This is a genomic window from Pukyongiella litopenaei, assembly GCF_003008555.2.
GTDB classification, from domain to species: domain Bacteria; phylum Pseudomonadota; class Alphaproteobacteria; order Rhodobacterales; family Rhodobacteraceae; genus Pukyongiella; species Pukyongiella litopenaei.
The window spans coordinates 426,977-453,446 of sequence record NZ_CP027665.1; the positions used below are offsets into that span (position 1 = coordinate 426,977).

A 26,470-nucleotide genomic window follows, 5' to 3' on the forward strand; every position below is an offset into this window, starting at 1 on the left:
AGTGCCGCCCGCCGCCATTTCGGAGGATGCCATGCGAGGAAAACCCAATATCTCCGCCATCTGGGCGGTGCTGATCGTCGCGGTCGCCCTGCTCTGGGCCTGCGCGGCCGTCCTGATCGTGCTCTGAAACGGGGTGCCCCATGAACGACGACGATATCAGTAAGATCGCGCGGCAGATTGAAATGATGCGAGACGACACAGCCGAGTTTGTCGAGGAATTTGCCATGCTCTCGGATGAACAGCTTCACGAGATGGCGGGCAAACAAGCAGATATCGCCGCCTTCGCCGAGTACAGGCGACACGCAGCAGAAACCGAGATGAGGCTCCGGGCAATTCGTGCAGCCCTCGCGGATCCGCTGATGTCGGAGGCCCCATGAAGCACACCGGTTCAGCAGAAGTCGGCATCAAGGATGTCGCGCTGTTCCTGGCGCATCAAGCCAACGAGCTGCTCGACAAGTCAGACCCCCGCAAACCCTTCGTCGCACTCATGACGGCTGCGGCAGTTGCCGGTCACATCATCCAGCGCGATCCGAAAGAGATGCACGAGGTCCTGGACAAGGTGATGGATCTCGCAGAGGCCGCGCTGCTCGAAGCAACGGAAACCAAGCAGTGAAGTTGCCTGAACCCACCTAACCCGGAGGCCCCATGGCCGTGCATCGCGACTTTCCCCCACGCCTGATGCCCGCCCCTGCGGCGGCGCATTACATCGGCGTGTCGGAAAGCACCCTGCGCACGCTGAACCTGCCCCGCCGCAAGCTGGGCGCCAAGCGGGTCTACGACCGCGCCGACCTTGACGCATATGCCGATGCCCTGCCTTATGATGGCGCCGTCGAGGAATTGCCGGAGTGGTAGATATGCGCCTGAAATATCCCGGCCTGATCCGGGACGTGATGCCGTCTGGCAACGTTCGCTATCTCGTGCGGGTCAAGGGGAATGCCAGCAAGCGTCTGACCCTGTCATGCACACCTGACGACCCCGATTTTCATGAAGCCTACCACGCCGCGCGACAGGGCGTATCGTTCACCCGGCCGCCGACGCCGCTGGAAGCAGCCAGGCGCGGCACAGTATCATGGCTGGCCTGGTCATACATCGCACATCTGGAATCGCTCGTCGAAGGCGGCGAGGCCTCGCCATTGACGGTCAAGCAGCGCAAATCGTTTGCGGCCGAGCTGGTCGCCCACAAGAGCAGCGCCGTCAATAGCCACGGCCGCAGCTACGCCGAACTTCCGATGAACATTCCGCAACCAGAGCTGGCCCGGTTTCTCGATACGTTTGCTGCAACCCCGGGCAAGGCACGGAACATGCTCAAATTCCTGCGGGCCATGTATCTATGGGCCAAGGGTCGCGGCCATGTGACCATAAACCCCGCCGCCGGGCTGTCCGTCGCCTATCGCAACATGGGCGGCGCGACGCCGTGGACGCTGGCCGACCTGGAGAAGTACCGCAACACCCATGCACGGGGAACGCAGGCCCATCTGACACTGACCCTGTTCATGTTCACAGCCTGCCGGATTGGCGACGCGTTCCAGCTCGGGAGAGGGCACGAGATCCGCCACGAGGGCGCACCATGGCTGTCATGGCAGCCGGCAAAACGAGGATCGCGCCCGGTCGAGATCCCGATACTGCCGCCGCTGCTGGCAGCCATCAGGTCCCAATCGGTCATCGGCCCAACCTATCTGCTGACCGCACACGGCCAGCCCTACAGAAGCGCCGAAGGTCTGCGGAACCGGTTCAAGAAATGGTGCATCGCAGCCGGACTACCCGATCGATCCAGCCATGGGATTCGCAAATCGGCGGGTCACCTGCTGAGCCTGCACGGCGCCACGCAGTACGAGATCATGGCGATCCACGGGCACGCCAACGCCAGCACATCAGAGATCTACACCCGGGGTGTCGAGCGGCAAAGATTGGCTGCGTCAGCCGCCTCGAAACTGGCCAATCTGGATTGGTAAACTGTCACACGCCGAGTCCGCGTGTGACAGAAACCCCCAAAAATCATGTAAAATCAACGACCGTATCCCTGGGCGCCATTCCCTCCGGGCCTACCACCGTCACGCCGCCCCGCCCACGCCTGTTCTGCCGGCCCCGCCCAGCGCGATCACCGCGCCGCCCGCGGCCTCGGCATCCTGCGGATCGTGGGTGACCAGCAATGCGGGGATATTGCGCCTGCGGATATGGTCGAAGGTGAACCGCCTGATGTCGTCGCGGCGCCCGGCATCGAGGCCGGAGAACGGCTCGTCCAGAAGCAGCGCGGCGGGATCGGCCAGCAGGGTGCGCATCAGCGCCGCGCGGGACCGCTGTCCGCCGGACAGGCTGGCGGGGTCGCGGTCGCGGAACCCCGCCAGCCCGGCCTGCTCGAGCACGGCCTCGACCGCATCCCGGCGCGCGCCGCGCCCCCGGACCGAACGCGCCAGCCCAAAGGCCAGGTTGTCGCCCACCGAGAGATGGGGAAACAGCACCGCGTCCTGGAACATCAGGCCGATCCGGCGCGCCTCGGGTTTGAGCCGGCGCAGGTCGGTTCCGTTCAGCGTCAACGTGCCATCCAGCCGGAACGGCGGCGCCAGGTGCCCCGCCACCGCGTCCAGCAGGGTGGATTTGCCGATACCCGACGGCCCCATGACGGTGGTCACCTCGCCACGCCCGATCCGAAGGCAAAGCGGGGGAAACAGCGGTGGCGCGGCGCCGGGCCGCACCGTCACATCGACCAGGTCCAGGCTCATGCCCCGCCCCCCTTCATTGCCGCGCGGTTCCTGAACAGCAGCGCCGGGATCACGAAGGCGGCGACATAGGCGGCAAAGGGCAGCCCGGCCTGCAGGATCGCATAGACGCCGGTCACCCGCCGGTCGGACCCCGAAGACAACGTCACCGCCTCGGTGGTGAGCGTCGCCACCCGGCCTGCCCCCATGAACAGCGTCGGCAGGTATTGCGCCACCGACACCGCCACGCCGATCGCCGCGGCGGTCAGGACCGGCACGATCAGCACCGGGATCTTGACCGCAAACAGCCGGCGCCAGGGCCCCGCGCCCAGCGACGCCGCCGCGCGGACAAGGCGGGGGTCGAGGGCGCGCCACGGATCGGACAGGGCGATCATCACATAGGGAAACACGAACAGCGATTGCGCCCAGGCCACGGCGAAAAACCCGCCGCTGATCCCCAGCCGCAGGAACAGGATGTTCAGCCCGAACAGAAAGGCGATCTGCGGCACCAGCAGCGGCAGATAGATCAGCATCTCGGCCCATCTGGCACGCGCCAGGCCGGCGCGGTCCTCGCCTTCGAGCCAGGCAATCGCCAGGATCAGCGACAGCACGGTAGTGACCCCGGCAAGCATGGCCGTGTTCAGCAGCGCGGCGCTCCAGCCCCGGACGGAGCCCGTCCAGGCCCGCGCCGACCAGCTTTCGGGCAGCGGCGCGGGCCACGGCCAGCGCCAGGCGACCGACCAGAGCGCCAGCGCGATCATGGCCAGCACGCCAAGGACCAGCAACACCAGCACGGTGGCATTCGCCGCCTGCATCAGAGGGGCCGCCGCACTGCCGCGCCCGCCCCGGCGCAGCCACCACAGCCCGGCCCGGCCAGCCAGCGCTTCGCACAGCCAGAGCGCAGCAAAGGCGACCCCGACCAGCCCCACCTGCACCAGCGCCCCGGCCGATGCCGGCAGGATCTGCGCCAGGTCGGCGGCGGTGAACTGGCGCGTCAGCAGCACCGCCAGCACCGGCGGGTTCGACGGCCCCAGGATCAGCGCCATGTCCACCGTCGACAGCGCATAGGCCAGCACCACCATCACCGGCAGGCGAATCAGCGGCCAGACCTGCGGGGCGATGATCCTGATCCAGACCGGCCCGCGCGCATAGCCCAGCGACCGGCCCGCCACCATGTGCCGGCGCACCGGGACCTGCGTCAGCGCCGCCAGCATCACCAGCAACAGGAACGGCACCTCCTTGATCATCAGGCCGAGGATGAGGCCGATCCCCCAGGGATCGTTGACGATGGCCAGGCCGGGCGGGCGATCGAGCCCCAGCAGCGGCGCGACCAGCCGCGCGATCCACCCCGAAGGGGCCAGCACGAATGCCAGCCCGATCGCAACCGCCGCATGGGGCGCCGCCAGAAACGGTGCCAGCCACCGGGCCGCGGCGCTTCGCGACAGGCGGTCATGGACCATCGCGCAGACCCCGGTCGCCAGCAGCAGCGACAGCAGGGTCGCGGTCCCGCCAGTGAACAGGGTCAGCCCGATCGAGGTCCGGATACCCGGAATGGCGGCGAGATCGCGCCACGGCCCCAGCCCCACCTGCTCCAGCCCCAGCACCGGCATCGTGCCAAAGGCGGCGCGCCCGGTCTGCGCCAGCCCCGCCGCGATGGGTCCGATCAGACCCAGCAGCAGGACCGCGAGAACGGCGGCACGCAGGGCTTTGCCGTCACGCACCACGGCTCAGCGCGTGTACCGTTTCGCCCAGTCCTCGACGAGGCGGGTCATCCAGCCGGCATGCGGTTCGGGCAACGTCGGCCCGAGATCCTCGAGTGTCGGCAACGCCGGGGCGGTGGGCAGCGCCCCGAAGGCCGCCCGCGCCCCGGCATCGAGCCGCGCCGGATCGAGAACCGAGAACGATCCCAGCACCTCGATATTCTGCATATGGGCCTGCGTGGCGGGATCGATCAGGAAATTCGCCACCACCTTTGCCCCGTCGCGATTGGCGGCGTTGTAGGGGATGGCGACGAAGCTGACATTGCCGATGGACCCGCCCTCGGGCACGAATACGCGCGCACTGTCGGGCAGCAACCCCTGCCCGATCGCCGCCGCGGTCGAGGCCGGATCGAAGGACAGGGTCATGTCGATCTCGCCGTCATTCATCAGTTGCTGCTGCACCGACTGGTTTTCGGGAAAGGCGGTGCCGCCGCGCCAGAGGTTCGGGCGCAGCGCGTCGTACCAGTCCCAGAGCGGCGCGGTGGCGATGGCAAAGCTGTCATCGGTGGGCGGGACCTGCAGCGCGGCGGGGTCCGGCGCCAGTTCGACCAGCGCCTGTTTCAGAAACGTCGCCCCCATGAAATTCGACGGGTCGGGATGGGTGATCCGGCCCGGATAGGCGGCGGCCCAGCCGACGAAATCGGCCATCGTCGCGGGCGGCGCGTCGATCCTGGCGCTGTCATAGGCAAAGACGAACCTGGCCAGTCGCCACGGGCTCTCCATCCCGTCGACGGGCACCGTGAAATCCACCGCAGCGGGCGATCCCGGCGCCAGGTCGAGATAGCGCGCATTGGGCAGGTCGGCGACGAACGGCCCCTCCAGCAGCCCCTGTTCCTTCATCGAAAGGAAATTCGGCCCGTTGATCCAGACCAGATCGACCGAACCATCCCGATCCTGCCCCGCCGCCTTTTCCGACAGCACGCGGGTGACCGCCTCGGCGGTATCGGTCAGCTTGACCTGGCGCACGGACACGCCATAGCGCCGCTCGGTCTGTTCGCCCACCCAGGCGATGAAGGCGTTGGTGCGGTCATCCCCGCCCCAGGCATTCCAGTAGACGGTCTGGCCGCGCGCGGCCTGCAGCACCGCCTGCCAGTCATCGGCCAGCGCGGGGGGCGAAAACAGGGTGGCGGCCAGCGCCACGGTCAAGGCAAGGCGCATGGCACGTCCCCGGGCAGATCGGATTGCGAAAAAATCTGGCATCGTCCGGCGCAGGGCATCAGCGGCCCTGCCCCGGCCAGTCCCGGTCCCGGTCCCGGTCCGGCGAAAAGGCCTGCCACCCCGACGCCCAGCGGCCGAGCGTGGTGACCGCGCAGGCCGCCGCGAAAACACAGGCCAGCAGCGCGAAACTGCCGGGAAACAGGCACATGAGCACAAAGGCCACGATGGTTTCGAACCCCTCGGTCAGCCCGCCGAGGTAATGGATGCCCTTGGCCCGGCTGGCCTCCGGCCGCAGGCCGCGCTGCGCCGCGATCACGGCAAAGGCCAGGAATGACGACCCGGTGCCGACAAAGGCCGCGATCAGCACCGCCGCGGCCAGCGCGTTGGCGGTCGGATCGGCCAGCGCAAAGCCCAGCGGCACCAGCGCGTAGAACATGAAATCGAACGCGACATCGAGAAAGGCCCCGCGATCGGTCGGCATGGTCTGCCGAGCCACGGCCCCGTCCAGCCCGTCGAACACCCGGTTGAGCCCGATCAGCACCAGCGCCAGCGCGAACTGCCCAAGGGCCAGCGCCGGCAGCGCCATCGCCCCGATGAGAAACCCCACGACCGTCACCCGGTCGGCCGAAACGCCCCGCGCGGCGAGCCAGCGCGCAGGCGGGTCAAGCAGGCGGTGTTGCAGGGGGATTAGTGCCGCGTCGATCATCCACGCCTCCATGCATGGAACCGCTCGGCAAAGGCAAGCAGGCGCGGGTTCACATGCGCGTGCCTCCATGCCCCGGCGGCAAACTTGTTGGCCTCGGCGAGGGTCGGATAGATGTGGATGGTGCCCAGGATCCGGTTCAGCCCCAGCCCGTGTTTTATCGCCAGCACGAATTCGGCGATCAGCTCGCCCGCATGGGCGCCCACGATGGTCACGCCCAAGATGCGATCCCGGCCCGGCACGGTCAGCACCTTGACCACGCCCCCGGCGCTGCCGTCGGTGATGGCCCGGTCCAGATCGCCGATGTCATAGCGCGTCACCTCGAACGCGATGCCTTGGTCGCGCGCCTCGGCTTCGGACAACCCGACCCGGGCCACTTCGGGATCGGTGAAGGTCGCCCAGGGGATCACCCGGTAATCCGCCCTGAACCGCCGGAAATCGCCGAACAGCGCATTGACCGTGGCAAACCACGCCTGGTGCGCCGCGGTGTGGGTGAACTGGTAGCGGCCGGTGACATCGCCGGCGGCAAGGATGTTGGGATAGAGCGTTTCGAGATAGTCGTTCGTCTCGACCACGCGATCGGTCGCGATGCCCAGGTCTTCGAGCCCATACCCGGTGAGCCGCGGACGGCGCCCGACGGCGACGATCAGGTCGTCAAAGGCGATCCGGCGGGTTCCGCCGTCATGATGCAGCTCGATCCATTTTTCGCCCTCCGTGACACCGCAGGCCACTGCCTTGTGATCGGTGAGCACCCGCACCCCGTCGGCCTCGAGCGCCGCGCGAACGACGGCTGAGACCTCCTCGTCCTCGCGCAGCATCAGGCGCGGGGCCATCTCGACCTGCGTCACGTCCGAGCCGAGCCGCGCAAAGCTCTGCGCCAGTTCCGAGCCGACCGGCCCCCCGCCCAGCACCACCAGCCGTCCGGGCGCCGCGTCGCGGTCGCGCAGCGCGTCCCACATCGTGTCCGAGGTCAGATAGCCGACCGTGTCGAGACCCGGCAGCGGCGGCACCACTGGCCGGGCGCCGGCGGCGATGACGATCGCCCGGCTGGTCAGGCGCTGCGTTGACCCGTCATTCATCGCGATCTCGACGGTCCAGGGATCGATCAGCGTTGCGTGCCCGTCCAGCACCTCGACCCCGAGCGCGGTATAGCGCTCGACGCTGTCATGCGGCTCGATCTCGGCGATCACGCGATGCACCCGCGCCATCACCCGTGCAAAGGGGATGCGCGGCTGCACCGGCTCCAGCCCGTAGCGGTCGGCATGGCGCATCCGGTGGGCGATCCCGGCGCTTTTGATCAGCGCCTTTGACGGCACGCAGCCATGGTTCAGGCAGTCGCCCCCCATCCTGTGCGCCTCGACCAGCGTTACCTTTGCCCGTGCCGCCGCCGCGATATAGGCCGACACCAACCCGGCGGCACCGGCCCCGATGACGACCAGGTTGCGGTCGAAACGGGCCGGACGGGTATGACCGGCATAGACCCTGCGGCGCCTGATCGCGCCCACGACCTTGCGGGCGATCCACGGAAACAGGCCCAGCAGCGCAAAGGACAGGATCAGCACCGGCGACAGGATGCCCGACAGGCTGTCGATCTGCGCAAGCTGCGTGCCCGCATTGACGTAGACGGCGGTCCCCGCCAGCATCCCCGCCTGGCTGACGAGATAGAAGGTCAGCGTGCGGATCGGGGTCAGCCCCATCAGCAGGTTGACGGCAAAGAACGGCACCACCGGGATCAGCCGCAGGGTGAACAGATAGAACGCCCCGTCGCGGTCCAGCCCCGCCTCGATCGCCTGCGCCCGCGCGCCCAGTCGGGCGCGAACCCAGTCGCGCAACAGGTAGCGCGCGGCCAGAAACGCTCCGGTCGCGCCGATGGTCGAGGCAAACGACACCAGCAGCAGGCCCTGCCAGAATCCGAACAGCGCGCCCGCGGCCAGCGTCATCCACACCGCCAGCGGCAGGGACAGGGCGGTCACTGCGACATAGACCCCGAGAAACGCGGCAAAAACCAGCACGCCATGCGATTGCCGCCAGACCTGAAGATCGGCGACCAAGGCGCGCGCGGTTTCCACCCCGACGGGCTGGCGCTGCAGGACGACGATCGCGGCGATCACGGCCAGAGAGAGCACCAGAAAGAGAACGGGCTTCTTCACGGTCTGTCCTTCATGTCGATCCGCAACCGGCTGGTCGGCAAGCGACCGGTGCCTGAACAAACCAACGATTTACAGCCCTGTCACGATCCCTTGCCGCCAATTCCCGGTTTTGGTCTTCAAACACGCGTGACCATGCCGCCACCCCCGGCCCCGTTGCCGTGCGAGGGCCATCCGGACGCGGTCCCGCCCCGAACCGCCCCTGCTGTCAGGGCTCCGGTCCCCGCAATGCGGCCGCCACCCCTACCACAGCTTTCCGCGCGAGGTGATGCGGGGGCGGCCGACCACCTCGTCGCCTTTGACCAGGTGGACGGTATCAAAGAGGTTCGTTACCACGCAGGCATGATTGGGGATGATGCGCACGGTTTCGCCGATGCCGGGCCGGCGGTCACAGCGCGACAGGTCGACAACCCCGTGCTCTTCCGACAGCGCGGTGATCGTCGCGTCGGGATAGTCGGTGATATGGCCGTGCCCCTCGAATGGCGGCGGCACCGGGTCGGCGGCGAGCGCCTTGGACCCCGCATCCAGAACCGCGCGCGCTGCGGTGGGCCGGCTGACCACGGTCGCCTTGACCGTCAACGCGCAGTCGCCCAGGTCGCCATGCCCCCAGGCCACCTGCATCCGGTCGGAATAGATATAGGTGCCGGGCCGGTATTCGGTGGCGACCGGAATTTCGGCGGCGCGCATCAGGTCGGGCGTCCCGCCGGCCGAGATCGTGCCGGGCGGCAACTCGGCCGCCTCGAGCGCGGATCGCGCGGACCCCAGCCAATCGTTGACCTCCGCTGTCCGGCCCTGCGGCGGATAGCTCATCAGCCCGCCGAAGCGAAGACCGGGTGCCCCGGCGATCCGGCGGGCCAGCGCGACGGCATCCTGCGGCGACTGGACACCGCAGCGCGCCGCCCCGGTATCGCATTCGACAAGGACCGTCAGCGGATGTTCCGGCGAAAACCGCCCGGCATAGCCATCCACGGTTTCGGCGTTGTCGGCGGTGACGGACAGGGTGACTCGGTCATGCAGCGCCGCAAGCCGGTCCAGCTTGGCCGGGCCGAGGATGTTGTAGGGCAGGAAGATGTCGGCCAGACCGCCATCGGCCATCGCCTCGGCCTCGCCCAGCTTCTGGCAGGTGACGCCAATGGCCCCCAGCGCCACCTGCCGCCGCGCCAGTTCGGGCAGCTTGTGGGTCTTGACATGGGGTCTCAGCCGCAATCCGTGCCGGTCGGCATAGGCCTGCGCGCGCGTGAGGTTCGCCTCGACCCTGTCCATGTCGATCAGCACCGCAGGGGTTTCGATCTCGTTGATATGCATCGCTCAGGGCTCCAGGTTCGACAGGGCGTCGACGAAAGGCAGATTGCCCGCCATCAGCCCCGCATCCACGTTCAGCGCCGCGCCGGTGATGCCGCTGGCCAGCGGCGAGGCCAGAAACAGCGCCGCATTCGCAACCTCCTCGGGCGTGACCAACCGGCCCAGCGGGTAGAGGCGCGAGACGCGGTCCAGGATGCCCGGATCGGCCTCGAGCCGATGATCCCAGGCGGCGGTCCGGATCGAGGCGGGCACGACCGCGTTCGCCCGCACGCCATCGGCCCCGGCCTCGGCGGCGATCGCCCGCATCCAGGCCAGCATCCCCGCCTTGGCCGCCGCATAGGCGGGATTGCCGAAATGCGCCTGCGCGTTGACCGAAGCAATGAAAACGAAACTGCGTGCGCCCCTGTCCCGCCGCATCGCGGGCAGCAGCGCGAGGCACAGCTTGGCCGCGCCGCCGAGGTTGCGGGCCATTTCATCGTCATAGCCTCCGGGGTCGAGCTGGTCGATCAGTTCGGCCCGCGTCCAGCCCGCATTCGAGATCACCACGTCGGGCACCCCGCCCGCGAGGATCTGCCCGGCGGCCCGCGCCACCGCCGCATCGTCGCGCAGGTCGAACCCGTGCCTCTCGTCGCAGCCATCCGGCACCTGGTCGCGGTCGAGATCGCAGCCGGCCAGCGCCGCCCCCGCGGACCCGAACGCCGTGCAGAGCGCCCGGCCAACGCCGCCGCCCGCGCCGGTGATCACCACCCGGCTGCCGTTCATGTCGATCATATCTGTGGCCTTTCATGTGTCGCCGCGCGATAACCACCCATAGCCAGACAGGAGATGACCATGACCAAGCAGTATTTCGGGTCTTCGCAGGTTCCCCTCACGCCCGCGGTCAGGGCCGGCGATTTCGTATATGTCTCGGGGCAGGTCCCGGTCGGTGCCGACGGACAGGTCGTCGGCGGCGGCGTTGCAGCCGAAACCCGGCAGGTTCTGGACAATCTCCGCGCCTGTCTCGAACTGGCGGGTTGCGGGCTCTCCGATGTCGTCAAGACGACGGTCTGGCTGCGCGACCGCGATGATTTTGCCGCGTTCAACACGGCATATGCCGCGTTCTTTCCCGAAAACCCGCCCGCGCGTTCGACCGCCGAATCGCGCCTGATGATCGATATCGCGGTGGAAATCGAAGCCATCGCCTACAAACCGGTCTGAACCGGATCGGGGCGACCGTAGACCGGCGTCTCGATACCTTCCTGCCGGGCCTTGAGCTGGAGCGCGACAAAGCGGGAATAGAAGCGCGACATCGCCAGGTTGCCGCCGTGGAACCAGAGCGCCTCATGCGCCGTCGGTTTCCACATGTTGCGCAGCTCGCCCAGCCACGGCCCCGGATCGCCCCGGATACCGGACCCCAGCCCCCAGCACGGGCCGACCCTGTCGGCGGTTTCGCGGTCGACAATGCCGGCGACGGACTCGTTCATCGACTGGTAGCCGATACAGGCGACGATCAGGTCGACCCCGATCTCGCGGCCCGAGACGAACCGCACGCCTTCGGGCGTCAGACATTCGATTTCGTCGCCCGACACCACGCCGACATCGCCGTTGGCGATCAGGTCCGATGCGCCGACATCGATATAGTAACCCGACGCGGTCCGCAGGGCCCGCATCATGAGACCGGTATCGTCCTCGCCGAAATCATGGGCGAAGCCCGCATCGCTCAACCGGTCATAGAATCCGGCATCCTCGTGCCGGATGGTGTCGTAGAGACGTTTCTGTTTTTCGGCAAACAGCCCATAGGGCGTCGCCGCGGCCAGCATGTCGGCCCGGTCGGTGGTCAGCCCGGCCTCGACCGCGTCCTCGGAATAGATGTCGAACCCGTATTTCATCAGCGTCTCGGACCGGACGACGATCGACGGGCGGCGCTGGAACATCGTCACCTCCGCCCCTGCCTCCCACAGATCGACCGCAACGTCATGGGCCGAGCTGCCGGCCCCGATCACGAGCACGCGCTTGCCGCTGTGATCGGCGCCCGACCGGTAATGCGCCGAATGCAGGACCGTGCCCCGGAACGCGGACTGGCCCGGGAAATCCGGCTCGCGCGGCGGACCGTAGGCGCCGGTGCAGAACACGATCTGGCGGGGGGTGAGCGTCAGGTCCTCGCCCTCGCGCCGCACCCGCGCGGTCCAGCGCCCGGTTTCGGGATCCCAGCTCGCCGCCTCGCAGCTCGACGATGTCCAGGCATCCAGTTCGAAGATCAGCGCATAGGCTTCGAGCCAGTCGCCGATCTTGTCCTTGGGACAGAAGACCGGCCAGCCCTCGGGAAACGGCAGGTAGGGCAGATGGTCGTACCAGACCGGGTCATGCAGCACGAGGCTGCGATAGCGGTTGCGCCAGCTGTCGCCGATCCTCGGATTCTTCTCGACGATCAGGGCGGACACGCCGAGGCTCTTCAGCCGCGCCGCCAGGGCGACACCCCCCTGTCCACCCCCGACAATGAGTACTTCGGGCTGGTCCTCGTGGCCAAGCCGCCGCGCGGTTTCCGCGCGGCGTTCGGACCAGGTGATCCGGTTGCGCCCGGCGCGGTGCACCAGCCCCATCGGGCGGTTGCGGCCCAGCGGCTCCTCATGCCCCTTCAGGTCGGTCATAGCGGTGAACAGAACATGGCAGAGCCCGTCGCGGATGGTGACCCGCCCCCTGCCCCATGCCACGGCGGTTTCGAACACGATCCAGGCGGCGGTCCCGTCCTCGGTCATCCCGGCCGGGCCGTCGCGCCGCCAGCCCTGTGGCCGGGCGCTGCCCAGGCAGGCCTCAAGCATCTCAGCAATGTCGCCGCGCCCCTCCATCGTCTTGATATTCCAGGTGAATGCCAGCAGGTCGCGCCAGTATCCGGTTTCCTCGAACAGGCCCGCTGCGGCCTGCGCATCGCCGCCTTGCAGCGCCGCGTTGAAACGACCGATCCAGGCGTCGATCGCGTCTTCCATTGTCATCGTGTCAGTCTCCCAGCGGCTCCAGCCCTTCGCCGGGCCGTGTATCGATGATGTTGAACTTGATGCGTCTCAGGTTCTCGCGCGCGCGAGGCCCGAGCTGATAGCCGGCGCCGGCGGCGATCACGTCGAGGATGGCGAGAAAGGCGAAGCGCGACGCCGATGGCGTCAGCGCGTCGGGATATTCACCGATCCGCACCGTCAGCGCGAGCGAGGCCGCCACGGCCAGCGGAGACCCCGGACGGGTTATGGCGATCGTGCGCACGCCATAGCGGTTGGCGGTTTCCACCGCCTCGACCACCTCCGGCGTCCGCCCGGTGGCGGAAATGGCGAGGAACACGTCCTGCGGTTTCAGTGTCGCGGCGGTCATCCGCGCCATGTAGGGTTCGCGGCAGACCTCGACCGCCAGGCCATAGCGGAACAGCCGCACCTGCGCCTCGAGCGCGAGCGAGGCGGACGACCCGCCGACCCCGAAGGTGGCGATGCGCTCGGCCGCGGCCAGGACCCCGGCGGCGGTCAGCACGTCCTCGGGCGGCACCTGGCGCTCGACCTCGCGGATCGCGGCGCGGGCCTCGCCCAGAACCGACATCCAGAAGGGCGGCAGTTCCCCGGGCGGCGTCTCGAGCGTCTCGGAGGTCAGGAAGGTTTCGCCCACCGCGAGCGACTGGGCGAGCTGGAGTTTGAAATCCCGCACGCCCTCGCAGCCGATCGAGCGGCAGAACCGGGTCACGGTGGGCTGGCTGACACCCGCCCGCAACGCGATCTCGGCATTGCTGGCGCGCACCGCCTCGCGCACATCGGCGAGCACCGCATCGGCCACCGACTGTTCGGCCGGGCGCAGATCGGCATAGCTGTCCCTGATCCTGCCGATGATGTCGGGAAGCCGGTCACGCCGCCCCCCGGGATCGTCAGCCTCTTCCGTCACAATCATGTGCCGTCATCCCGTTTTCGTATGGGTATCGGTTCATTCTGTAAGTTTATTACACACTTTGCGCCAACAAAGTCCAACTATTATTGACCCGTCGACGTGAAGATCAAAACTATTGACAGGTTTGTAAGTAAGTTTCACATTTTTCAGCAACGAGTCGAGTCGTGCGAATCCGCGCGACAGGTTGGAAAGGGGCGGCATCTTTCATGGGCGATGCGACCATGCAGGCGAAACTCTCGATCAGGTCGGCCGGCAAACACTATGGCGCGGTAGCGGCATTGCAGGGCTGCTCATTCGATATCGCGCCCAACACCATCGTTTCCATCGTCGGCCCGTCAGGCTGCGGCAAGACCACGCTTCTGTGGTCGATGTCCGGGCTGCATCATCTCAGCGAGGGCGAGATCCTGCTCGACGGCTCCCCGATCACGCAACCGCATCCCGATATCGGCCTGGTATTTCAGGATGCCAACCTGCTGCCCTGGCGCAACCTGATCGACAACATCCTGTTCCCGTTCGAAATCAAGGGGCTCAAACCCGACCGCGACTGGATCAACCACCTGCTGGAACGGGTCAAGCTGAAGGGGTTCGAAAAGAACTTTCCGCGCGAATTGTCCGGCGGGATGCAGCAGCGCGCCTCGATCGTGCGCGCGCTGTCGCTGCGCCCCTCGGTGCTGCTGATGGACGAACCCTTCGGGGCGCTCGATGCCTTCACGCGCGAAGAGATGAACCGGCTGGTGGAGGAGATATGGCTGGAGACGCACACCACCATCGTCTTCATCACCCATTCCATCGAAGAGGCGCTGTTCCTGTCGGACCGCGTGATCGTCCTGACGCCCCGGCCCGGGCGGGTGAAGAATGACTATCCGGTCCCCTTCCCGCGCCCGCGCACGATGGAAATCATGGCCGGCAAGGATGTCTATGACCTGACCTACAGGATCAAGGCCGACATCTACGGCCAGCACGATGACCGCCTAACGGCGGCGGCGGAGTAGGAACATGAGCGACGAAACCGGTGTGGTCGGATCGAATGTGGGCAAGGGGCTCCAGTCGCTGTCATCCTTTGGCGGGTCCGGCCAGACGCGGCTGGAAATCGCCGCCATCATCGCCACGGCCTTCCTCGTGATCGGCGGCATGGAACTGGCGCTGCGGGTGTTCGAGGTGCCGCATTACATCCTGCCGCCGCCATCGGCGATCGTGACCGCGTTGGTCACCGATTTCCCGCTGATCCTGCCGCATCTGGGGCATACGATCGTGGTGTTGCTGTCGGGCTTTGCCATCGGCGCGGGGATCGGCATGATCCTTGCCGCCGTCATCACCCAGTTCCCCTTTGCCGAAAAGATCATCGCCCCCTACATCCTGATCCTCGTCACCACGCCGATGCTGGCGCTGGTGCCGTTGCTGATCCTCAGGTTCGGCTTTGGCTATGAACCGCGGATCATCGCCGTCGCGCTCGCGTCCGGTCCCATGGTCATGATCAATTCCGCCACCGGGTTCCGGCGCGTCGATTCGCAGAAGATCGCCCTGGCCCGGTCCTACGGGGCCAGCACGCTGCAGATATTCTGGAAGGTGCGCGCGCCGATGGCGCTGCCGATGATCCTGGTCGGCCTGATGATCGGCGCGATCTTCGGGCTGCTGACGGCGGTTGGCGCCGAAATGGTCGGCGGCGGGTTCGGGCTGGGCAACCGGCTGACGACCTATTCGTCGATGATCCAGATGCCGCAGTTCTTCGGGGTCGTGCTGATCCTGTCGCTGCTGGGCATCCTGATCTACGTCATCTTTTTTCTTATCGGCAAGAGATGGGCAAGCTGGGAGGCATGAGGCGCCCGAACCGGCAGCAGACGCATAACCATCAGGGAGACTGAAACATGGAATGGAAGATCAAGACGGGACTGACCCGGCGCCAGCTTCTTCAGGTGACCGCGGGCGGTGTGATCGTGTCGGGGCTCGGGGCGACGCGCGGGCTGGCCGAGCCCTATGACGGCGCCTTCACCTGGATTTCGCCACGCGGCACGCTCGAAGTGCTGGACGACTATCCTTTCTGGATCGGCAAGAAGATGGGCTATTTCGACGGGCTCGATGTCGAGATGCAGCCCGGCCCCTCGGACGGCACCGCGACGGTGAAATTCGTCGATGTCGGACAGGCCGACATGGGGTTCCCGAGCCCCGGCGTGTTCTCGTTTGCCATCGAAAACGGAATGAACCTGAAATCGGCCTTTCACATGGGCGCGCTCGACACGTTCAGCCTCGCCTTCCGCAAGGGCGAAGGGCCGTCCGACCTGAAGGGAATCGAGGGCAAGACGATCCTGCTCGGCTCGGCGGCATGGCAACCGATCGTCGATCCGTTGCTCGCCGCTCAGGGCGTCGACATCTCGACCATCAACTATGTCGAGGCCGGCTGGCCGACATGGGGGACGGCGCTGGCCGCGGGACAGGGCGACGCGGCCCTGTCCTGGGAAGGGCTGCGGGCCGAATGGATCTCGACCGGGCTCGAGTTCGAATACTGGCTCGGGGTCCAGAATTCGCCGCTGCCGGCCAACACCTTCGTGGTCCGTGCCGGGGATCTCGACGATCCCGACCGCAAGGCGTTTCTCGAGCAGTATCTGCGCGGCTGGGCCAAGGGGCTGGAATTCGCGGAACACAATCCTGCCGCCGCCGTGCAGGCGGTGTTCGAACAGTTCCCGACCCTCGCCTCGAATCTCGGGCCGCAGCTGGGCCTGATGTCGATCATCCAGCAGATGAACGTGTTCCGGGGCGACATGTCCAAACGCGAAGGCTGGGGCTGGCATGACATGGCGAGCTGGCAGAAGTTCTTCGACCTCTCCGCCGAGATCGGCCAGAATTCGAACCCGATCCAGGCCGCCGATGTCTGCTCGAACGACCTGATCGCCGCGGCGAACGATTTCGACATTGACGCGGTCAAGGCCGATGCGGCCGGGGCCGAGGTCAGCGAGGATCTCGCCGCCGTGGATGTCGAGGCCATCCGCAATTCGATGTTCGATCAGGCGATCTGAACCTTGCGCCCGGGCGGCCCGCGAGCCGCCCGGACCGGCAACCACAGGGGGGAGAACCGGAAATGAGCGACCCAATACGCATTCTCGTCGTCGGGCTGGGCAACATGGGCGCATCCCACGCCAGCGCCTATCACCGGATGGACGGGTTCGAAATCGTCGGCCTGTGTTCGCGCACCATCAAGTCCAGGGAGATCCCGGAGGACCTCTCCGGCTATCCGTTGTTCGAGGATTACGAGGCGGCGCTGGCCGAGCTGAAACCCGATGCGGTTTCGATCAACACCTGGCCGAACACCCATGCCGACTATGCCATCAAGGCGATGGACGCCGGCGCGCATGTGTTCATGGAAAAACCCATCGGCACCTCCAACCAGGAAGCCGAGGCCGTCGTCGCCAAGGCCCGCGAGAAGAATCGCAAGCTGGTGCTGGGCTATATCCTTCGGGTGCATCCGTCCTGGATTAAATTCGTCGAGCTGGGCAAGACGCTGGGCAAGCCGCTGGTGATGCGGCTGAACCTGAACCAGCAATCGTCCGGCGATGCCTGGATGTGGCACAAGAACCTGATCGACAGCCTGATCCCGATCGTCGATTGCGGCGTGCATTATGTCGACGTGATGTGCCAGCTGACCGAGGCCAGACCGGTAAGGGTGCATGGCATCGGCGCGGCGCTCTGGGCCGAGGCGGACAAGCAGAATTACGGGCACCTGCATGTCACCTTCGATGACGGATCGGTGGGCTGGTACGAGGCGGGCTGGGGCCCGATGATGTCGGAAACCGCCTTTTTCGTGAAGGATATCGTCGGGCCCAAAGGGTCGGTATCGCTGGTGCCGAATGACGAGGCCCGCCACGATGCCGAGGAACTGTCCGACAGCGCCGATATCGACAAGCACACGAAAACCGACGCGATCCGCTATCACCATGCCGAGGTCGGGCCGGACAAGAATTTCGTCAAACCCGATGATCTGATGTCGATGGAGGACGAACCCGACCACCAGGACCTGTGCGACCGCGAACAGGCGTTTTTCCTGCGTGCGATCCGCGAGGATCTGGACCTGGACGAGTCGATGGATGCCGCCGTCAATTCGCTGCGCATCGTGCTCGCCGCGGAACAGAGCATCCAAGAGGAGCGGGCCATCGAGCTCGAGTGATCCGATGACCGACCTTGACAAACTCTATCGCAGCACCGACGCGGTCGGACTGGCGCAGCTCGTGCAGGCCGGGCAGGTCTCGCCGGCCGAGCTGGTCGAAGCGGGCATCCGCGCGGTCGAGGCCATGAACCCGGCCCTCAACGCCATCGTCCACAAGCTCTATGTCGACGCCCGGAACGCGGCCGGGTCGGTTGCGCCCGGCGCCAGCCCGCTGGCGGGCGTGCCGTTCCTGCTGAAGGAACTGGCATCGTCCTGGAAAGGCGCGCCGCTGACCAATTCCTCGCGCTTCCTGCAAGGCCAGGTGGCGCAGGAGGACAGCGTCATCAGCGCCCGGCTGCGCGCGGCGGGCCTGTTGCTGCTGGGCAAATCCAACGCGCCCGAAAACGGCTGGAGCATCACCACCGAGCCGGTGCTCTACGGCCCGACCGTCAACCCCTGGGACCCGGCGCGGACCGCGGGCGGGTCGAGCGGCGGCACCGCCGTCGCAGTGGCGACCGGCATGATCCCCATCGCCGAGGCCAGCGACGGGGCCGGGTCGATCCGTGTGCCCGCGTCCTGCTGCGGCGTGGTCGGCCTGAAACCATCGCGCGGGCGGGTGACGCTCGCCCCCTTTGCCGATTACTGGGCCGGCGGCGCCTATTTCCTCTGCAACTCGCGCACCGTGCGCGACACCGCCGCCTATCTCGACGTGATCGGCGGCGCGATGGCGGGCGACCCCTACGCGATCGCGATGCCGGGCCAGCCCTATCTCGACACCATCGCACGGCCACCCTCGGCGCTGACCGTCGGTGTCGTCACCGCGTCGCCCGATGGAAACCCGGTTCACCCCGAGATCGTGGCGCTGATCGAACAGGTCGCCGCTGTTCTCGGCGCGATGGGCCACACGGTGATCGAACACGAGATGGGCCATGACGCGGCGGCGGCGTGGAAAACCTATACCGACATGACCTGTGTCGAAACCGCGGCCATGTTCGCGTTTCTCGAAACCGTCGTCGGGCACCCGGTCACGCCGGAGGAGGTCGAGCCGGTCACATGGGCGATCATCGAACGGGGCCGCAATACATCCGCGATCGACCATGCCGGGCGGATCGAGGCGGTGCGCCAGATCGGTCGCGGCGTGGCCCAGGATCTGGACCGGTTCGACATAACGATCACGCCGGTTCTGACCCAGCCGCCGCGCCCGGTCGGCTATTACGACATGAGCCTGTCCGATCTCGACACCTACAACGCGCTCTGGAGCGACAGCGTGTTCATGTCGCCGTTCAACATGTCGGGCCAGCCGGCGATCTCGCTGCCACTCGGCATGGCCGCTGGCCTGCCCGCCGGGGTCCAGTTCGTGGCCCGGATGGGCGACGAGGCCCGGCTGCTCGCGCTGTCGGCGGCGCTTGAACAGGCGATGCCGTGGTCGGACCGGCGCCCGCCGTCGGCAACCTGAGGAGGCCCGCGCCATGACCCACGCGCTGGTTCTGAGCGGAGGACGGGTCATCGACCCGGCCTCCGGGCTCGACCGTGTCACCGATGTCGGGTTCGACGGGAACCGCGTGGCGGCCATCGGCGACGGGCTGACCGGAACCGAAACGCGCGATGTATCAGGCGCCATCGTCACGCCGGGGCTGATCGACCTGCACACCCATGTCTATTGGGGCGGCACCTCGCTGAGCGTCGAGGCGGACAGCTATGCCCGTCGCTGCGCCGCGACGACGCTGGTCGATGCCGGCAGCGCCGGGCCGGGCAATTTCGCGGGTTTCCGGCGCCATGTGATCGAACCTGCCGAGGTGCGTATCCTTGGGTATATCCACATCTCCTTTGCCGGGATCTTTGCCTTTTCGCCCACCGTCATGGTCGGCGAAAGCCAGGACATGCGGCTGATGGCGACCCGCGAAGCGGCCGAGGTCGCCGCCGCGAATGCCGACCGGATCGTCGGGCTGAAGGTGCGTGTCGGCCGCCATACCAGCGGCGCCAACGGCATCAGGCCGCTGCAACTCGCGCTCGAGATTGCCGGGGAGTCCGGCCTGCCGATCATGGCGCATATCGACGAACCGGATCCACTCTACGAGGACGTGGTGGACCTGCTGCGTCCGGGCGATGTTCTCACCCATTGTTTCCGGCCGGCACCCAACGCGCCGGTCGACGATGCCGGCCGGGTCAAACCCGCGCTGCTGAAGGCGCGGGACCGGGGTGTCCTGTTCGATATCGGCCACGGGATGGGCGCGTTCTGCTGGGATGCGGCGCGCGCCGCGATGAAGGCCGGGTTCCCACCCGACACGATTTCCTCGGACGTGCATGTGCTGTGCATCGACGGCCCGGCCTGGCACCTGTTGCGGACGATGAACAAGCTGCTGGCGCTGGGCATGCCCCTGACCGACGTGATCCGCGCCTCGACCCTGACGCCGGCCCGCGCGATCCGGCGCGGCGACCTGGGTATGCTGGCGCCCGGCGGCCCGGCAGAGGCGTCGGTCTTCCGCATCCTCGACGAGCCGGTCGAGCTCGAGGATGTCAGGGGACAAACGCTGACATTCAACCGGCGGGTGGTTGCCGAGGGCCGGGTTCTGGGCGGCCGCTACGAGGACCTGTCGCCGTGAGGGACATCTCGGTCTGGGCCTATCCGTGGGATCTGCACGATATCGGGCTGGAGGCCGCGCTGGACCGTCTCGCGGCGCAGGGCGTGAACACGATCAGCCTGGCGAGTTCCTATCACGCCGGCCGGTTCCTGCAGCCGGGCAACCCGCGCCGCCGCATCTGGTATCCGCAGGACGGCACCGTCTATTACGAGATCGACCCGGCGCGCTGGACCGACGCCGAGATCGCGCCCCTGCAGGCCGAGATCGTTTCGACCGAGGGCGACTACCTGGCGCAACTGATCGACCGGCGGGCCCGGGGCGGGCCAGCGGTGTCCTGCTGGACCGTGTGCCTGCACAATACGCGGCTGGGCATGGCGCATCCCGATCATGTGGTTCGCACCGCCCATGGCGACCCGCAATATTACGGGCTGTGCCCGTCCAGCCCCGCCGCGCGGGCCTATGTGACCGGCCTCGTTGCCGAGATCAGCCACCGCTACCGCCCGGACCGGATCGAACTGGAAAGCCCCGATTTCATGGGGTTCGACCACGGGTTTCACCACGAAAAGGACGGGCTGGGGCTGCTGGACGAAGACAGGTTCCTGCTGGGCGTCTGTTTCTGCGACCACTGCATGAACCGGGCGCGGCGGGCCGGTGTTCCCGCCGATGCGGCACGCGATACGGTTCGGCGTCTGCTCGATGCGGCCTTTGCCCGCGAATTGCCAAAGGCGGCCTTTCCCGGCTTTCCCGGCACCGGCCTGCGGGCCTTTGCCAACCAGCCGGATCTCGCGGCCTATCTCGGGTGGCGGTCCGAACCGGTCACATCGCTCATTGGCGAGATCCGGCAGGCGGCCCATGCGGATACGCGGGTCCTGCTGATCGATTTCGAGGGCAGCTGGTGGGGCGGCATCGACCTGCCCGCCATCGCGCCGCATTGCGATGGCGTCGTTCATTGCGCCTATGCCACGGCGGTCGACCGGATCGGCCCGGCCCTGAAATCGGCGCGCGACACGCTCGGCCCCGACAGGACGATCGTCGCCGGGTTCCAGTTGTTCCATCCCGAGGTATCGGGCCGCGACGACCTGAAGCAACGGGTGCAGGCGGCGTTTCCGTGTGCCGATGGCATCAATTTCTACAATCTCGGCCTCGTCCCGCCGTCACGGCTCGACTGGATCGCGCAGGCCCTGCACGGCTGACAGTTCGACCGCACCGCCGGGGCGGATACGGGCGGGGCGATCAATCGCACGGCCCCAAATGCAATGCGCCCGGTCCATGTCCGGACCGGGCGCATCACCTTGGTTTGCCGTCAGACCGGCGTCAGGTCGATGTCAGATCGCCGTCAGTCGCCAATCGGCGAGGTCATCTTTTCCATCACATGGTCGAGGCTGAACGAGGCAGCCTCCTGACGTGGCGGATACTCGCGGAAGGTTTCGAGGAACTTGGCCACATAGGCCTGCGCCGGCACCAGCAGGTAGGCGCGGTCCATCATCCAGTCGTAATAGGTGTTGGACGTCCGGTAGCTGCGTTCGTAGGGGTCGCGACGCAGGTTGAAGATCAGCGGCACGCGAAGCACCGTGAACGGCTCGATCCAGGCGCGCAGCGTGCCCCATGCCTTCTGCTCCATGAAGACCATCTTCCATTCGTCATAGCGCAGGGCCGCCAGGTCACCGTCATCGGTGAAATAGAAGATCTCCTTGCGCGGGCTCTTGTCGGTCTCGCCGGTCAGCATCGGCAGGATGTTGTAGCCGTCGAGATGCACCTTGTAGTCGCGCCCGCCGCCCACTTCGGCCACGGTGATGCCTTCCAGAAGGTCCTCCTTGACGGTCTCGTTACCCGCGGCGGCAAGGAAGGTCGGCAGCCAGTCCATGTGATGGACGATCTCGTTGCTGACCGAACCCGCTTCGATGTTGCCGGGCCAGCGGACCATGGCCGGAACTCGCCAGCCGCCTTCCCACATGGTGTTTTTTTCCCCCCAGAACGGGGTCATCGCCGCATCCGGCCACGAGTTCATATGCGGGCCGTTGTCGGTCGAATAGAACACGATGGTGTTGTCGGCGATCCCCAGTTCGTCGATCTTGTCGAGGATCTGGCCGATATGGGAGTCATGCAGGATCATGCCGGCCTGGTATTCGTCCACATGATGCCCGGCGATCTCGTCGGCCCGTGCGCGCATCTCGTCGCTCACATGGGTGCGATAATGCATGTGGGTGCCGTTCCACCAGACGAACCAGGGCTTGTCCTCGCCTTCCTGACGCTCGATGAAATCAAGGGCGGCGGCAACGGTTTCGTCATCGACCGTTTCCATCCGCTTGCGCGTCAGCGGTCCGGTATCCTCGATATTGCCGTCCACCGAGGTCTTCAGGACCCCGCGGGGGCCGAACTTCTCGCGGAACGTCTTGCCGTCTTCCATGACCAGGTCGCCCGGATAGTCTTCGTTTTCCGGCTCTTCCTCGGCGTTCAGGTGATAGAGATTGCCAAAGAACTCGTCGAAACCGTGGTTCGTCGGCAGGTGTTCGTCCCGGTCGCCAAGATGGTTCTTGCCGAACTGGCCGGTGGCGTAGCCTTCGGCCTTGAGCAACCCGGCGATGGTCGGATCCTCGACCTGCATGCCTTCCTTGGCACCCGGCAGGCCGACCTTGGACAGGCCGGTCCGGAACACCGACTGCCCCATGATGAAGGAGGAACGTCCCGCGGTGCAGGATTGTTCGCCGTAATAGTCGGTGAAGATCATGCCTTCATCGGCGATCCGGTCGATATTGGGGGTGCGATACCCCATCAGGCCCATCGTATAGGCAGAGATGTTGGACTGGCCGACATCATCCCCCCAGATCACCAGAATGTTCGGTTTCTCCTGGTCCTGGGCCAGGGCCGGCATGGCGAGAAATACCGCGGCCGATGCCGCGACGAGACTTCTCAATCCCGGCAGCGAGCGGCGCAATGAATGTGTGAAGTTCAACATGGAATGCCCCCTATTGGAGTTACTTCGGTTCGATCATGTCCGGCGATCGGTACGTCATTGTCGGCAGCCCGATGGCCGTCTGCTTGTCGATAAGTTCCAGCCTCGACGCCTTGACCCTCGTCAGTTCAGGTAGCGCCAACTTCGCAAGTCAGGCGAGTCGTTTCAACCGTTAACACCTCCCCATAGGTTGAGACACCGATCCAGCAATCAATCGCCGACAGCAAACGGACCGCGAAGAATCGCTTGGCCTTGTGTCTGCGATGGTTACGGTTTTCCATATAACCACCTGAATTGGAACTTATAATATTCAGGCGAAATCGCCCGTGCAGGTGCTGGATTACAATCATCTTGAAAAATACCAACCGGTTGGTATTATGGATACATGCCCAGACCGACCAAGCTTGATCCTGAACGGGGCGACGCCCGCACGCGGCTTCTCGAGGCGGCGCGCGATGTGATCAGGGCACAGGGGTTTGCGGCCACGACGCTCGACGGTCTCTGTCGTGCGGCCGGCGTGACCAAGGGCGCGTTCTTCCACCATTTCGAGAACAAGGAGGCCCTCGGCGTTGCCGCCGCCGCCCATTGGACCGAGACGACATCCGCCCTCTTCGCGAACGCGCCCTATCACGATCATGACGACCCGCTCGACCGGCTGGTCGGGTATATCGAGTTTCGCAAATCCATCATCGACGGGGAACCCGCCGGGTTCACCTGCCTCGCCGGCACCCTGACCCAGGAGGTGTATGACACACATCCGGCGATCCGCGATGCCTGCGCCGCCAGCATTTTCGGTCACGCCACGACGCTGGAACCGGATATCGCCGCCGCCATGGCCGCGCGCGGGATCGGCGACGCGGACTGGACCCCCGCCAGCCTCGCCGCCCACACGCAGGCGGTGCTGCAGGGGGCCTTCATCCTCGCCAAGGCGACCGGCGATCGCGCCATCGCGCGCGACAGCGTCGATCATCTGAAACGGTATGTGCTGCTGCTGTTCGATGCAGCCCCCCGCGCCGGCGACCCCGGCCCCGGCCCCGGCACCACGAACCGAAGGCTTTCCGATGCATAAACAGGACGACACCAATCCGACGGAGCCCGGGCATGTCCTGACGCTCGAACGTGTTCTCGACGCGCCGGTGGACAAGGTCTGGCGCTGCTGGACCGAACCGGAGCTCGTGCAGCGCTGGTTCTGCCCGCGGCCATGGCAGGCCAGCAACGTCAGGATCGACCTTCGCCCCGGCGGCGAGTTCTCGTCGACCATGACGGGCCCCAATGGCGAGAGCTTCGACACGATGGGTGTCTTTCTGGAGATCGAGCCCCGATCAAGGCTGGTCACGACGGACGCGTTCCGCCCCGGCTGGCGTCCCGGCGACCGCGCTTTCATGGTGGCCGAAATGACACTCGACGCCACCAATGACGGCCGCACCCGCTATGTCGCCCGCGCGATGCACTGGACTGCGGACGCACGCGAAGAGCACGAGAAAATGGGGTTTCACGACGGTTGGGGCAGGGCCGCCGAGCAGCTCGAAGACCTGGCAAAATCACTCTGATCCAAAGGACGATGCACCATGGAACCGATGATCTATCTCTTTTTCAACGGGAACTGCCTCGAGGCGATGACCCATTATGCCGACGTGCTGGGAGGCGAGATCGGCGCCGTTTTCCGCAATGCCGATGCGCCCGATCCCGACAGCCGGATGCCGGGCGGCGATGACATGGTCATGAACATGAGCATGACCCTGGGACGGGCGACACTGATGGCTTCCGACAGCCCCGACGCGATGTACAGTAAGCCGCAGGGGTTCAGGGTGTCGGTCGCGCCCGGTTCGCTGGCCGAGTTCGACCGCATCCACGATGCCCTGTCGAACGGTGCGCAATCGGTCGAGATGCCGCCCGCCGAAACGTTCTGGGCCGAGAGATTCGCCATGTTTACAGACCGGTACGGCACGCCGTGGATGCTGAACTATGAGGGCGGCAAGGGCGCCAACTGAACCGCGCCGACCCGCACTCCACGCAACCGATTTCAACCAGGAGAAACACGATGTCCTATGTCGATGGTTTTGTCATGGCGGTCCCGGCCGGCAACAAGCAGAAGTTCGTCGAACATGCCGAACAAGCCGACACGGTGTTCCGCGAACTCGGCGCGCTGCGCGTCGTCGAATGCTGGGGCGATGACGTGCCCGATGGTGAATACACCGATTTCCGCAGGGCGGTTCAGGCCAAGGCTGACGAGACGGTGGTGTTTTCATGGGTCGAATGGCCCGACAAGGCCACGCGCGACGCCGCCATGGGCCGCATGGAGGAACTGATGGCCACCGATGACCGGTTCAACCCGGAAAAGAACCCGATGCCGTTCGACGGCAAGCGGCTGATCTATGGCGGGTTCTCCCCCGTCGTGGACATGTAGCAGGATATCCGGCGCCCGCACCTGCGAAAACACGTATGCGCCTAGTGCTCCATCGCACCCTTGCCCGCGAAGATCTTTTCGCGGAACTTCTCGATACGGGCCAGGCGGGTCGCAGATCGCCTGGCCTGACCGATGTTGAACATGTAGCTTCTCTGCCGGCCCGGGGTCAGCGCGTGAAATGCCTCGGCCAGTTCCGGATCGACATCCAGAGCATCGCGCAGCTCGTCGGGCATTTCGATTTCGCTCCGGGTCTTTGGTGGCTTCGTACCCGCCTCGGCATGAGCCATCAACTGTCCCAGATAGGCCCGGATAACCGGTTCCATCTCACGCGTTTGGCCCGCTTCCGTAAAACGGATCATCCCCGGCGTCCGGCTGTTCGGCCCTTGCGGTTCCAGCACGCCTTCGGTGTCACTCAACAGCCCCGGGTTCATGAAGCTCAGCCGGAAGTCGCACCGGAACGCCGCGAGGAGCGCGATATTGCGTCCCGCATGCATGTAGGTGGGATGCGCCCATTTCACCGTCTCGTCCAACCCTCTCGTCCAACCCCATGTCGAGACATATGCGGCGCAGGTGGTCGAGGCCGTCGATCCACTGCCGGGTCGAACAGTCGGGCGTGGCAAAGCGGTCGCACCGGCCACATCCCTTGGTGAAGAACTCACTGGCGTCGGTGATCATCTCTGATGTCCGCCATCCTTCCCGCCGCATCCACCCAAGATAGAATGTGTGAAAAGGT

Annotated in this window: 27 protein-coding genes; 16 read left to right on the plus strand and 11 right to left on the minus strand. The window is 66.2% G+C overall.

Annotated elements, in window-relative coordinates:
• The first annotated feature begins 140 nt into the window (after positions 1-140).
• From C6Y53_RS02220 to C6Y53_RS02235, 4 genes are read left to right on the plus strand one after another with little or no spacing between them, the layout of a single operon-like run.
• On the plus strand, positions 141-377 hold the full coding sequence (locus C6Y53_RS02220) for a hypothetical protein (RefSeq protein ID WP_106470938.1): 237 nt from the start codon (positions 141-143) through the stop codon (positions 375-377).
• Positions 374-613, plus strand: a complete 240-nt coding sequence (locus C6Y53_RS02225; protein WP_106470939.1) for a hypothetical protein — start codon at positions 374-376, stop codon at positions 611-613. Before C6Y53_RS02220 ends, C6Y53_RS02225 begins: the two co-directional genes overlap by 4 nt.
• A 32-nt stretch (positions 614-645) precedes the next feature.
• Positions 646-852 carry a helix-turn-helix transcriptional regulator gene (locus C6Y53_RS02230; RefSeq protein WP_211299443.1) on the plus strand — a complete coding sequence of 69 codons (207 nt, stop codon included), beginning with the start codon at positions 646-648 and terminating at the stop codon, positions 850-852.
• 2 nt (positions 853-854) lie between these two features.
• Positions 855-1,952: a tyrosine-type recombinase/integrase gene (locus tag C6Y53_RS02235; protein WP_106470940.1), complete on the plus strand. Its 1,098-nt coding sequence runs from the start codon at positions 855-857 to the stop codon at positions 1,950-1,952.
• Between the two features lie 99 nt (positions 1,953-2,051).
• Here C6Y53_RS02235 and C6Y53_RS02240 read toward each other — a convergent pair whose 3' ends face one another.
• The 7 genes from C6Y53_RS02240 to C6Y53_RS02270 form a co-directional block, all read right to left on the minus strand.
• Positions 2,052-2,720, minus strand: a complete 669-nt coding sequence (locus tag C6Y53_RS02240; RefSeq protein ID WP_106470941.1) for an ATP-binding cassette domain-containing protein — start codon at positions 2,718-2,720, stop codon at positions 2,052-2,054.
• Entirely contained in the window at positions 2,717-4,417 is a 1,701-nt protein-coding gene (locus tag C6Y53_RS02245; protein WP_149615443.1) for an ABC transporter permease, read from the minus strand. Before C6Y53_RS02245 ends, C6Y53_RS02240 begins: the two co-directional genes overlap by 4 nt.
• Before the next feature lie 6 nt (positions 4,418-4,423).
• Positions 4,424-5,614 carry an ABC transporter substrate-binding protein gene (locus C6Y53_RS02250; protein WP_106470943.1) on the minus strand — a complete coding sequence of 397 codons (1,191 nt, stop codon included), beginning with the start codon at positions 5,612-5,614 and terminating at the stop codon, positions 4,424-4,426.
• A gap of 58 nt (positions 5,615-5,672) precedes the next feature.
• Positions 5,673-6,320 (minus strand): CDP-alcohol phosphatidyltransferase family protein, encoded by a 648-nt coding sequence (locus C6Y53_RS02255; protein WP_106473915.1) that lies wholly within the window; start codon positions 6,318-6,320, stop codon positions 5,673-5,675.
• Positions 6,317-8,467 (minus strand): FAD-dependent oxidoreductase, encoded by a 2,151-nt coding sequence (locus C6Y53_RS02260; protein WP_106473914.1) that lies wholly within the window; start codon positions 8,465-8,467, stop codon positions 6,317-6,319. The genes C6Y53_RS02255 and C6Y53_RS02260 overlap by 4 nt, the downstream gene beginning before the upstream one ends.
• 240 nt (positions 8,468-8,707) lie before the next feature.
• Complete coding sequence (locus C6Y53_RS02265) at positions 8,708-9,769, minus strand: D-TA family PLP-dependent enzyme (RefSeq protein ID WP_106470944.1); 1,062 nt, start codon at positions 9,767-9,769, stop codon at positions 8,708-8,710.
• Positions 9,770-9,772: 3 nt separating this feature from the next.
• Positions 9,773-10,537, minus strand: coding sequence for an SDR family NAD(P)-dependent oxidoreductase (locus C6Y53_RS02270; RefSeq protein WP_106470945.1), 765 nt, complete (start codon positions 10,535-10,537; stop codon positions 9,773-9,775).
• 60 nt (positions 10,538-10,597) lie between these two features.
• Here C6Y53_RS02270 and C6Y53_RS02275 point away from each other — a divergent pair, with 60 nt between their 5' ends.
• Positions 10,598-10,963 (plus strand): RidA family protein, encoded by a 366-nt coding sequence (locus tag C6Y53_RS02275; RefSeq protein WP_106473916.1) that lies wholly within the window; start codon positions 10,598-10,600, stop codon positions 10,961-10,963.
• Here the strand turns inward: C6Y53_RS02275 and C6Y53_RS02280 are convergent.
• Together C6Y53_RS02280 and C6Y53_RS02285 are read right to left on the minus strand one after the other, a co-directional pair.
• The gene (locus C6Y53_RS02280) at positions 10,948-12,735 is read right to left on the minus strand and encodes an NAD(P)-binding domain-containing protein (protein WP_106470946.1); all 1,788 of its coding nucleotides are present in this window, start codon (positions 12,733-12,735) and stop codon (positions 10,948-10,950) included. The two genes, C6Y53_RS02275 and C6Y53_RS02280, sit on opposite strands and share 16 nt — an antisense overlap.
• A gap of 4 nt (positions 12,736-12,739) precedes the next feature.
• Complete coding sequence (locus C6Y53_RS02285) at positions 12,740-13,663, minus strand: MurR/RpiR family transcriptional regulator (protein WP_106470947.1); 924 nt, start codon at positions 13,661-13,663, stop codon at positions 12,740-12,742.
• 203 nt (positions 13,664-13,866) lie between these two features.
• Here C6Y53_RS02285 and C6Y53_RS02290 point away from each other — a divergent pair, with 203 nt between their 5' ends.
• The 7 genes from C6Y53_RS02290 to C6Y53_RS02320 all read left to right on the plus strand — a co-directional run bounded on the left by C6Y53_RS02290 (position 13,867) and on the right by C6Y53_RS02320 (position 21,570).
• Positions 13,867-14,652 (plus strand): ABC transporter ATP-binding protein, encoded by a 786-nt coding sequence (locus tag C6Y53_RS02290; RefSeq protein WP_106470948.1) that lies wholly within the window; start codon positions 13,867-13,869, stop codon positions 14,650-14,652.
• A gap of 4 nt (positions 14,653-14,656) precedes the next feature.
• A complete protein-coding gene (locus C6Y53_RS02295; RefSeq protein WP_106470949.1) occupies positions 14,657-15,478 on the plus strand; it encodes an ABC transporter permease in 822 nt (273 codons plus the stop codon).
• A gap of 47 nt (positions 15,479-15,525) precedes the next feature.
• On the plus strand, positions 15,526-16,671 hold the full coding sequence (locus tag C6Y53_RS02300) for an ABC transporter substrate-binding protein (RefSeq protein ID WP_106470950.1): 1,146 nt from the start codon (positions 15,526-15,528) through the stop codon (positions 16,669-16,671).
• Between the two features lie 62 nt (positions 16,672-16,733).
• Positions 16,734-17,816: a Gfo/Idh/MocA family protein gene (locus tag C6Y53_RS02305; protein WP_106470951.1), complete on the plus strand. Its 1,083-nt coding sequence runs from the start codon at positions 16,734-16,736 to the stop codon at positions 17,814-17,816.
• A gap of 4 nt (positions 17,817-17,820) precedes the next feature.
• Positions 17,821-19,251 (plus strand): amidase, encoded by a 1,431-nt coding sequence (locus C6Y53_RS02310; protein WP_106470952.1) that lies wholly within the window; start codon positions 17,821-17,823, stop codon positions 19,249-19,251.
• Positions 19,252-19,264: 13 nt separating this feature from the next.
• Positions 19,265-20,398 (plus strand): amidohydrolase/deacetylase family metallohydrolase, encoded by a 1,134-nt coding sequence (locus tag C6Y53_RS02315; protein WP_106470953.1) that lies wholly within the window; start codon positions 19,265-19,267, stop codon positions 20,396-20,398.
• Complete coding sequence (locus C6Y53_RS02320; protein WP_211299445.1) at positions 20,395-21,570, plus strand: glycoside hydrolase family protein; 1,176 nt, start codon at positions 20,395-20,397, stop codon at positions 21,568-21,570. Before C6Y53_RS02315 ends, C6Y53_RS02320 begins: the two co-directional genes overlap by 4 nt.
• Positions 21,571-21,713: 143 nt before the next feature.
• Here C6Y53_RS02320 and C6Y53_RS02325 read toward each other — a convergent pair whose 3' ends face one another.
• Positions 21,714-23,249, minus strand: coding sequence for an arylsulfatase (locus tag C6Y53_RS02325; protein ID WP_244614989.1), 1,536 nt, complete (start codon positions 23,247-23,249; stop codon positions 21,714-21,716).
• A gap of 466 nt (positions 23,250-23,715) precedes the next feature.
• On the opposite strand from C6Y53_RS02325, the gene C6Y53_RS02330 reads away from it, so the two are divergent.
• The 4 genes from C6Y53_RS02330 to C6Y53_RS02345 are packed head-to-tail and all read left to right on the plus strand — an operon-like array spanning position 23,716 to position 25,737.
• Positions 23,716-24,399 carry a TetR/AcrR family transcriptional regulator gene (locus C6Y53_RS02330; protein WP_106470955.1) on the plus strand — a complete coding sequence of 228 codons (684 nt, stop codon included), beginning with the start codon at positions 23,716-23,718 and terminating at the stop codon, positions 24,397-24,399.
• Positions 24,392-24,880 (plus strand): SRPBCC family protein, encoded by a 489-nt coding sequence (locus tag C6Y53_RS02335; RefSeq protein ID WP_106470956.1) that lies wholly within the window; start codon positions 24,392-24,394, stop codon positions 24,878-24,880. Before C6Y53_RS02330 ends, C6Y53_RS02335 begins: the two co-directional genes overlap by 8 nt.
• Positions 24,881-24,898: 18 nt before the next feature.
• A complete protein-coding gene (locus C6Y53_RS02340; protein ID WP_106470957.1) occupies positions 24,899-25,321 on the plus strand; it encodes a VOC family protein in 423 nt (140 codons plus the stop codon).
• A gap of 50 nt (positions 25,322-25,371) precedes the next feature.
• Entirely contained in the window at positions 25,372-25,737 is a 366-nt protein-coding gene (locus tag C6Y53_RS02345) for a DUF1428 domain-containing protein (RefSeq protein WP_106470958.1), read from the plus strand.
• A 41-nt stretch (positions 25,738-25,778) separates the two neighbouring features.
• Here C6Y53_RS02345 and C6Y53_RS02350 read toward each other — a convergent pair whose 3' ends face one another.
• Positions 25,779-26,267: a YdeI/OmpD-associated family protein gene (locus tag C6Y53_RS02350; protein ID WP_342212770.1), complete on the minus strand. Its 489-nt coding sequence runs from the start codon at positions 26,265-26,267 to the stop codon at positions 25,779-25,781.
• Positions 26,268-26,470: the final 203 nt, after the last annotated feature.

Bases quoted from the DNA above. Each gene is read 5' to 3' on its own strand.
- C6Y53_RS02220 (WP_106470938.1), top strand. From the start codon at position 141: ATGAACGACGACGATATCAGTAAGATCGCGCGGCAGATTGAAATGATG.
- C6Y53_RS02225 (WP_106470939.1), top strand. From the start codon at position 374: ATGAAGCACACCGGTTCAGCAGAAGTCGGCATCAAGGATGTCGCGCTG.
- C6Y53_RS02230 (WP_211299443.1), top strand. From the start codon at position 646: ATGGCCGTGCATCGCGACTTTCCCCCACGCCTGATGCCCGCCCCTGCG.
- C6Y53_RS02235 (WP_106470940.1), top strand. From the start codon at position 855: ATGCGCCTGAAATATCCCGGCCTGATCCGGGACGTGATGCCGTCTGGC.
- C6Y53_RS02240 (WP_106470941.1), bottom strand. From the start codon at position 2,720: ATGAGCCTGGACCTGGTCGATGTGACGGTGCGGCCCGGCGCCGCGCCA.
- C6Y53_RS02250 (WP_106470943.1), bottom strand. From the start codon at position 5,614: ATGCGCCTTGCCTTGACCGTGGCGCTGGCCGCCACCCTGTTTTCGCCC.
- C6Y53_RS02255 (WP_106473915.1), bottom strand. From the start codon at position 6,320: ATGATCGACGCGGCACTAATCCCCCTGCAACACCGCCTGCTTGACCCG.
- C6Y53_RS02265 (WP_106470944.1), bottom strand. From the start codon at position 9,769: ATGCATATCAACGAGATCGAAACCCCTGCGGTGCTGATCGACATGGAC.
- C6Y53_RS02270 (WP_106470945.1), bottom strand. From the start codon at position 10,537: ATGATCGACATGAACGGCAGCCGGGTGGTGATCACCGGCGCGGGCGGC.
- C6Y53_RS02275 (WP_106473916.1), top strand. From the start codon at position 10,598: ATGACCAAGCAGTATTTCGGGTCTTCGCAGGTTCCCCTCACGCCCGCG.
- C6Y53_RS02280 (WP_106470946.1), bottom strand. From the start codon at position 12,735: ATGACAATGGAAGACGCGATCGACGCCTGGATCGGTCGTTTCAACGCG.
- C6Y53_RS02285 (WP_106470947.1), bottom strand. From the start codon at position 13,663: ATGATTGTGACGGAAGAGGCTGACGATCCCGGGGGGCGGCGTGACCGG.
- C6Y53_RS02290 (WP_106470948.1), top strand. From the start codon at position 13,867: ATGGGCGATGCGACCATGCAGGCGAAACTCTCGATCAGGTCGGCCGGC.
- C6Y53_RS02295 (WP_106470949.1), top strand. From the start codon at position 14,657: ATGAGCGACGAAACCGGTGTGGTCGGATCGAATGTGGGCAAGGGGCTC.
- C6Y53_RS02300 (WP_106470950.1), top strand. From the start codon at position 15,526: ATGGAATGGAAGATCAAGACGGGACTGACCCGGCGCCAGCTTCTTCAG.
- C6Y53_RS02305 (WP_106470951.1), top strand. From the start codon at position 16,734: ATGAGCGACCCAATACGCATTCTCGTCGTCGGGCTGGGCAACATGGGC.
- C6Y53_RS02310 (WP_106470952.1), top strand. From the start codon at position 17,821: ATGACCGACCTTGACAAACTCTATCGCAGCACCGACGCGGTCGGACTG.
- C6Y53_RS02315 (WP_106470953.1), top strand. From the start codon at position 19,265: ATGACCCACGCGCTGGTTCTGAGCGGAGGACGGGTCATCGACCCGGCC.
- C6Y53_RS02325 (WP_244614989.1), bottom strand. From the start codon at position 23,249: ATGCCGGCCCTGGCCCAGGACCAGGAGAAACCGAACATTCTGGTGATC.
- C6Y53_RS02330 (WP_106470955.1), top strand. From the start codon at position 23,716: ATGCCCAGACCGACCAAGCTTGATCCTGAACGGGGCGACGCCCGCACG.
- C6Y53_RS02335 (WP_106470956.1), top strand. From the start codon at position 24,392: ATGCATAAACAGGACGACACCAATCCGACGGAGCCCGGGCATGTCCTG.
- C6Y53_RS02340 (WP_106470957.1), top strand. From the start codon at position 24,899: ATGGAACCGATGATCTATCTCTTTTTCAACGGGAACTGCCTCGAGGCG.
- C6Y53_RS02345 (WP_106470958.1), top strand. From the start codon at position 25,372: ATGTCCTATGTCGATGGTTTTGTCATGGCGGTCCCGGCCGGCAACAAG.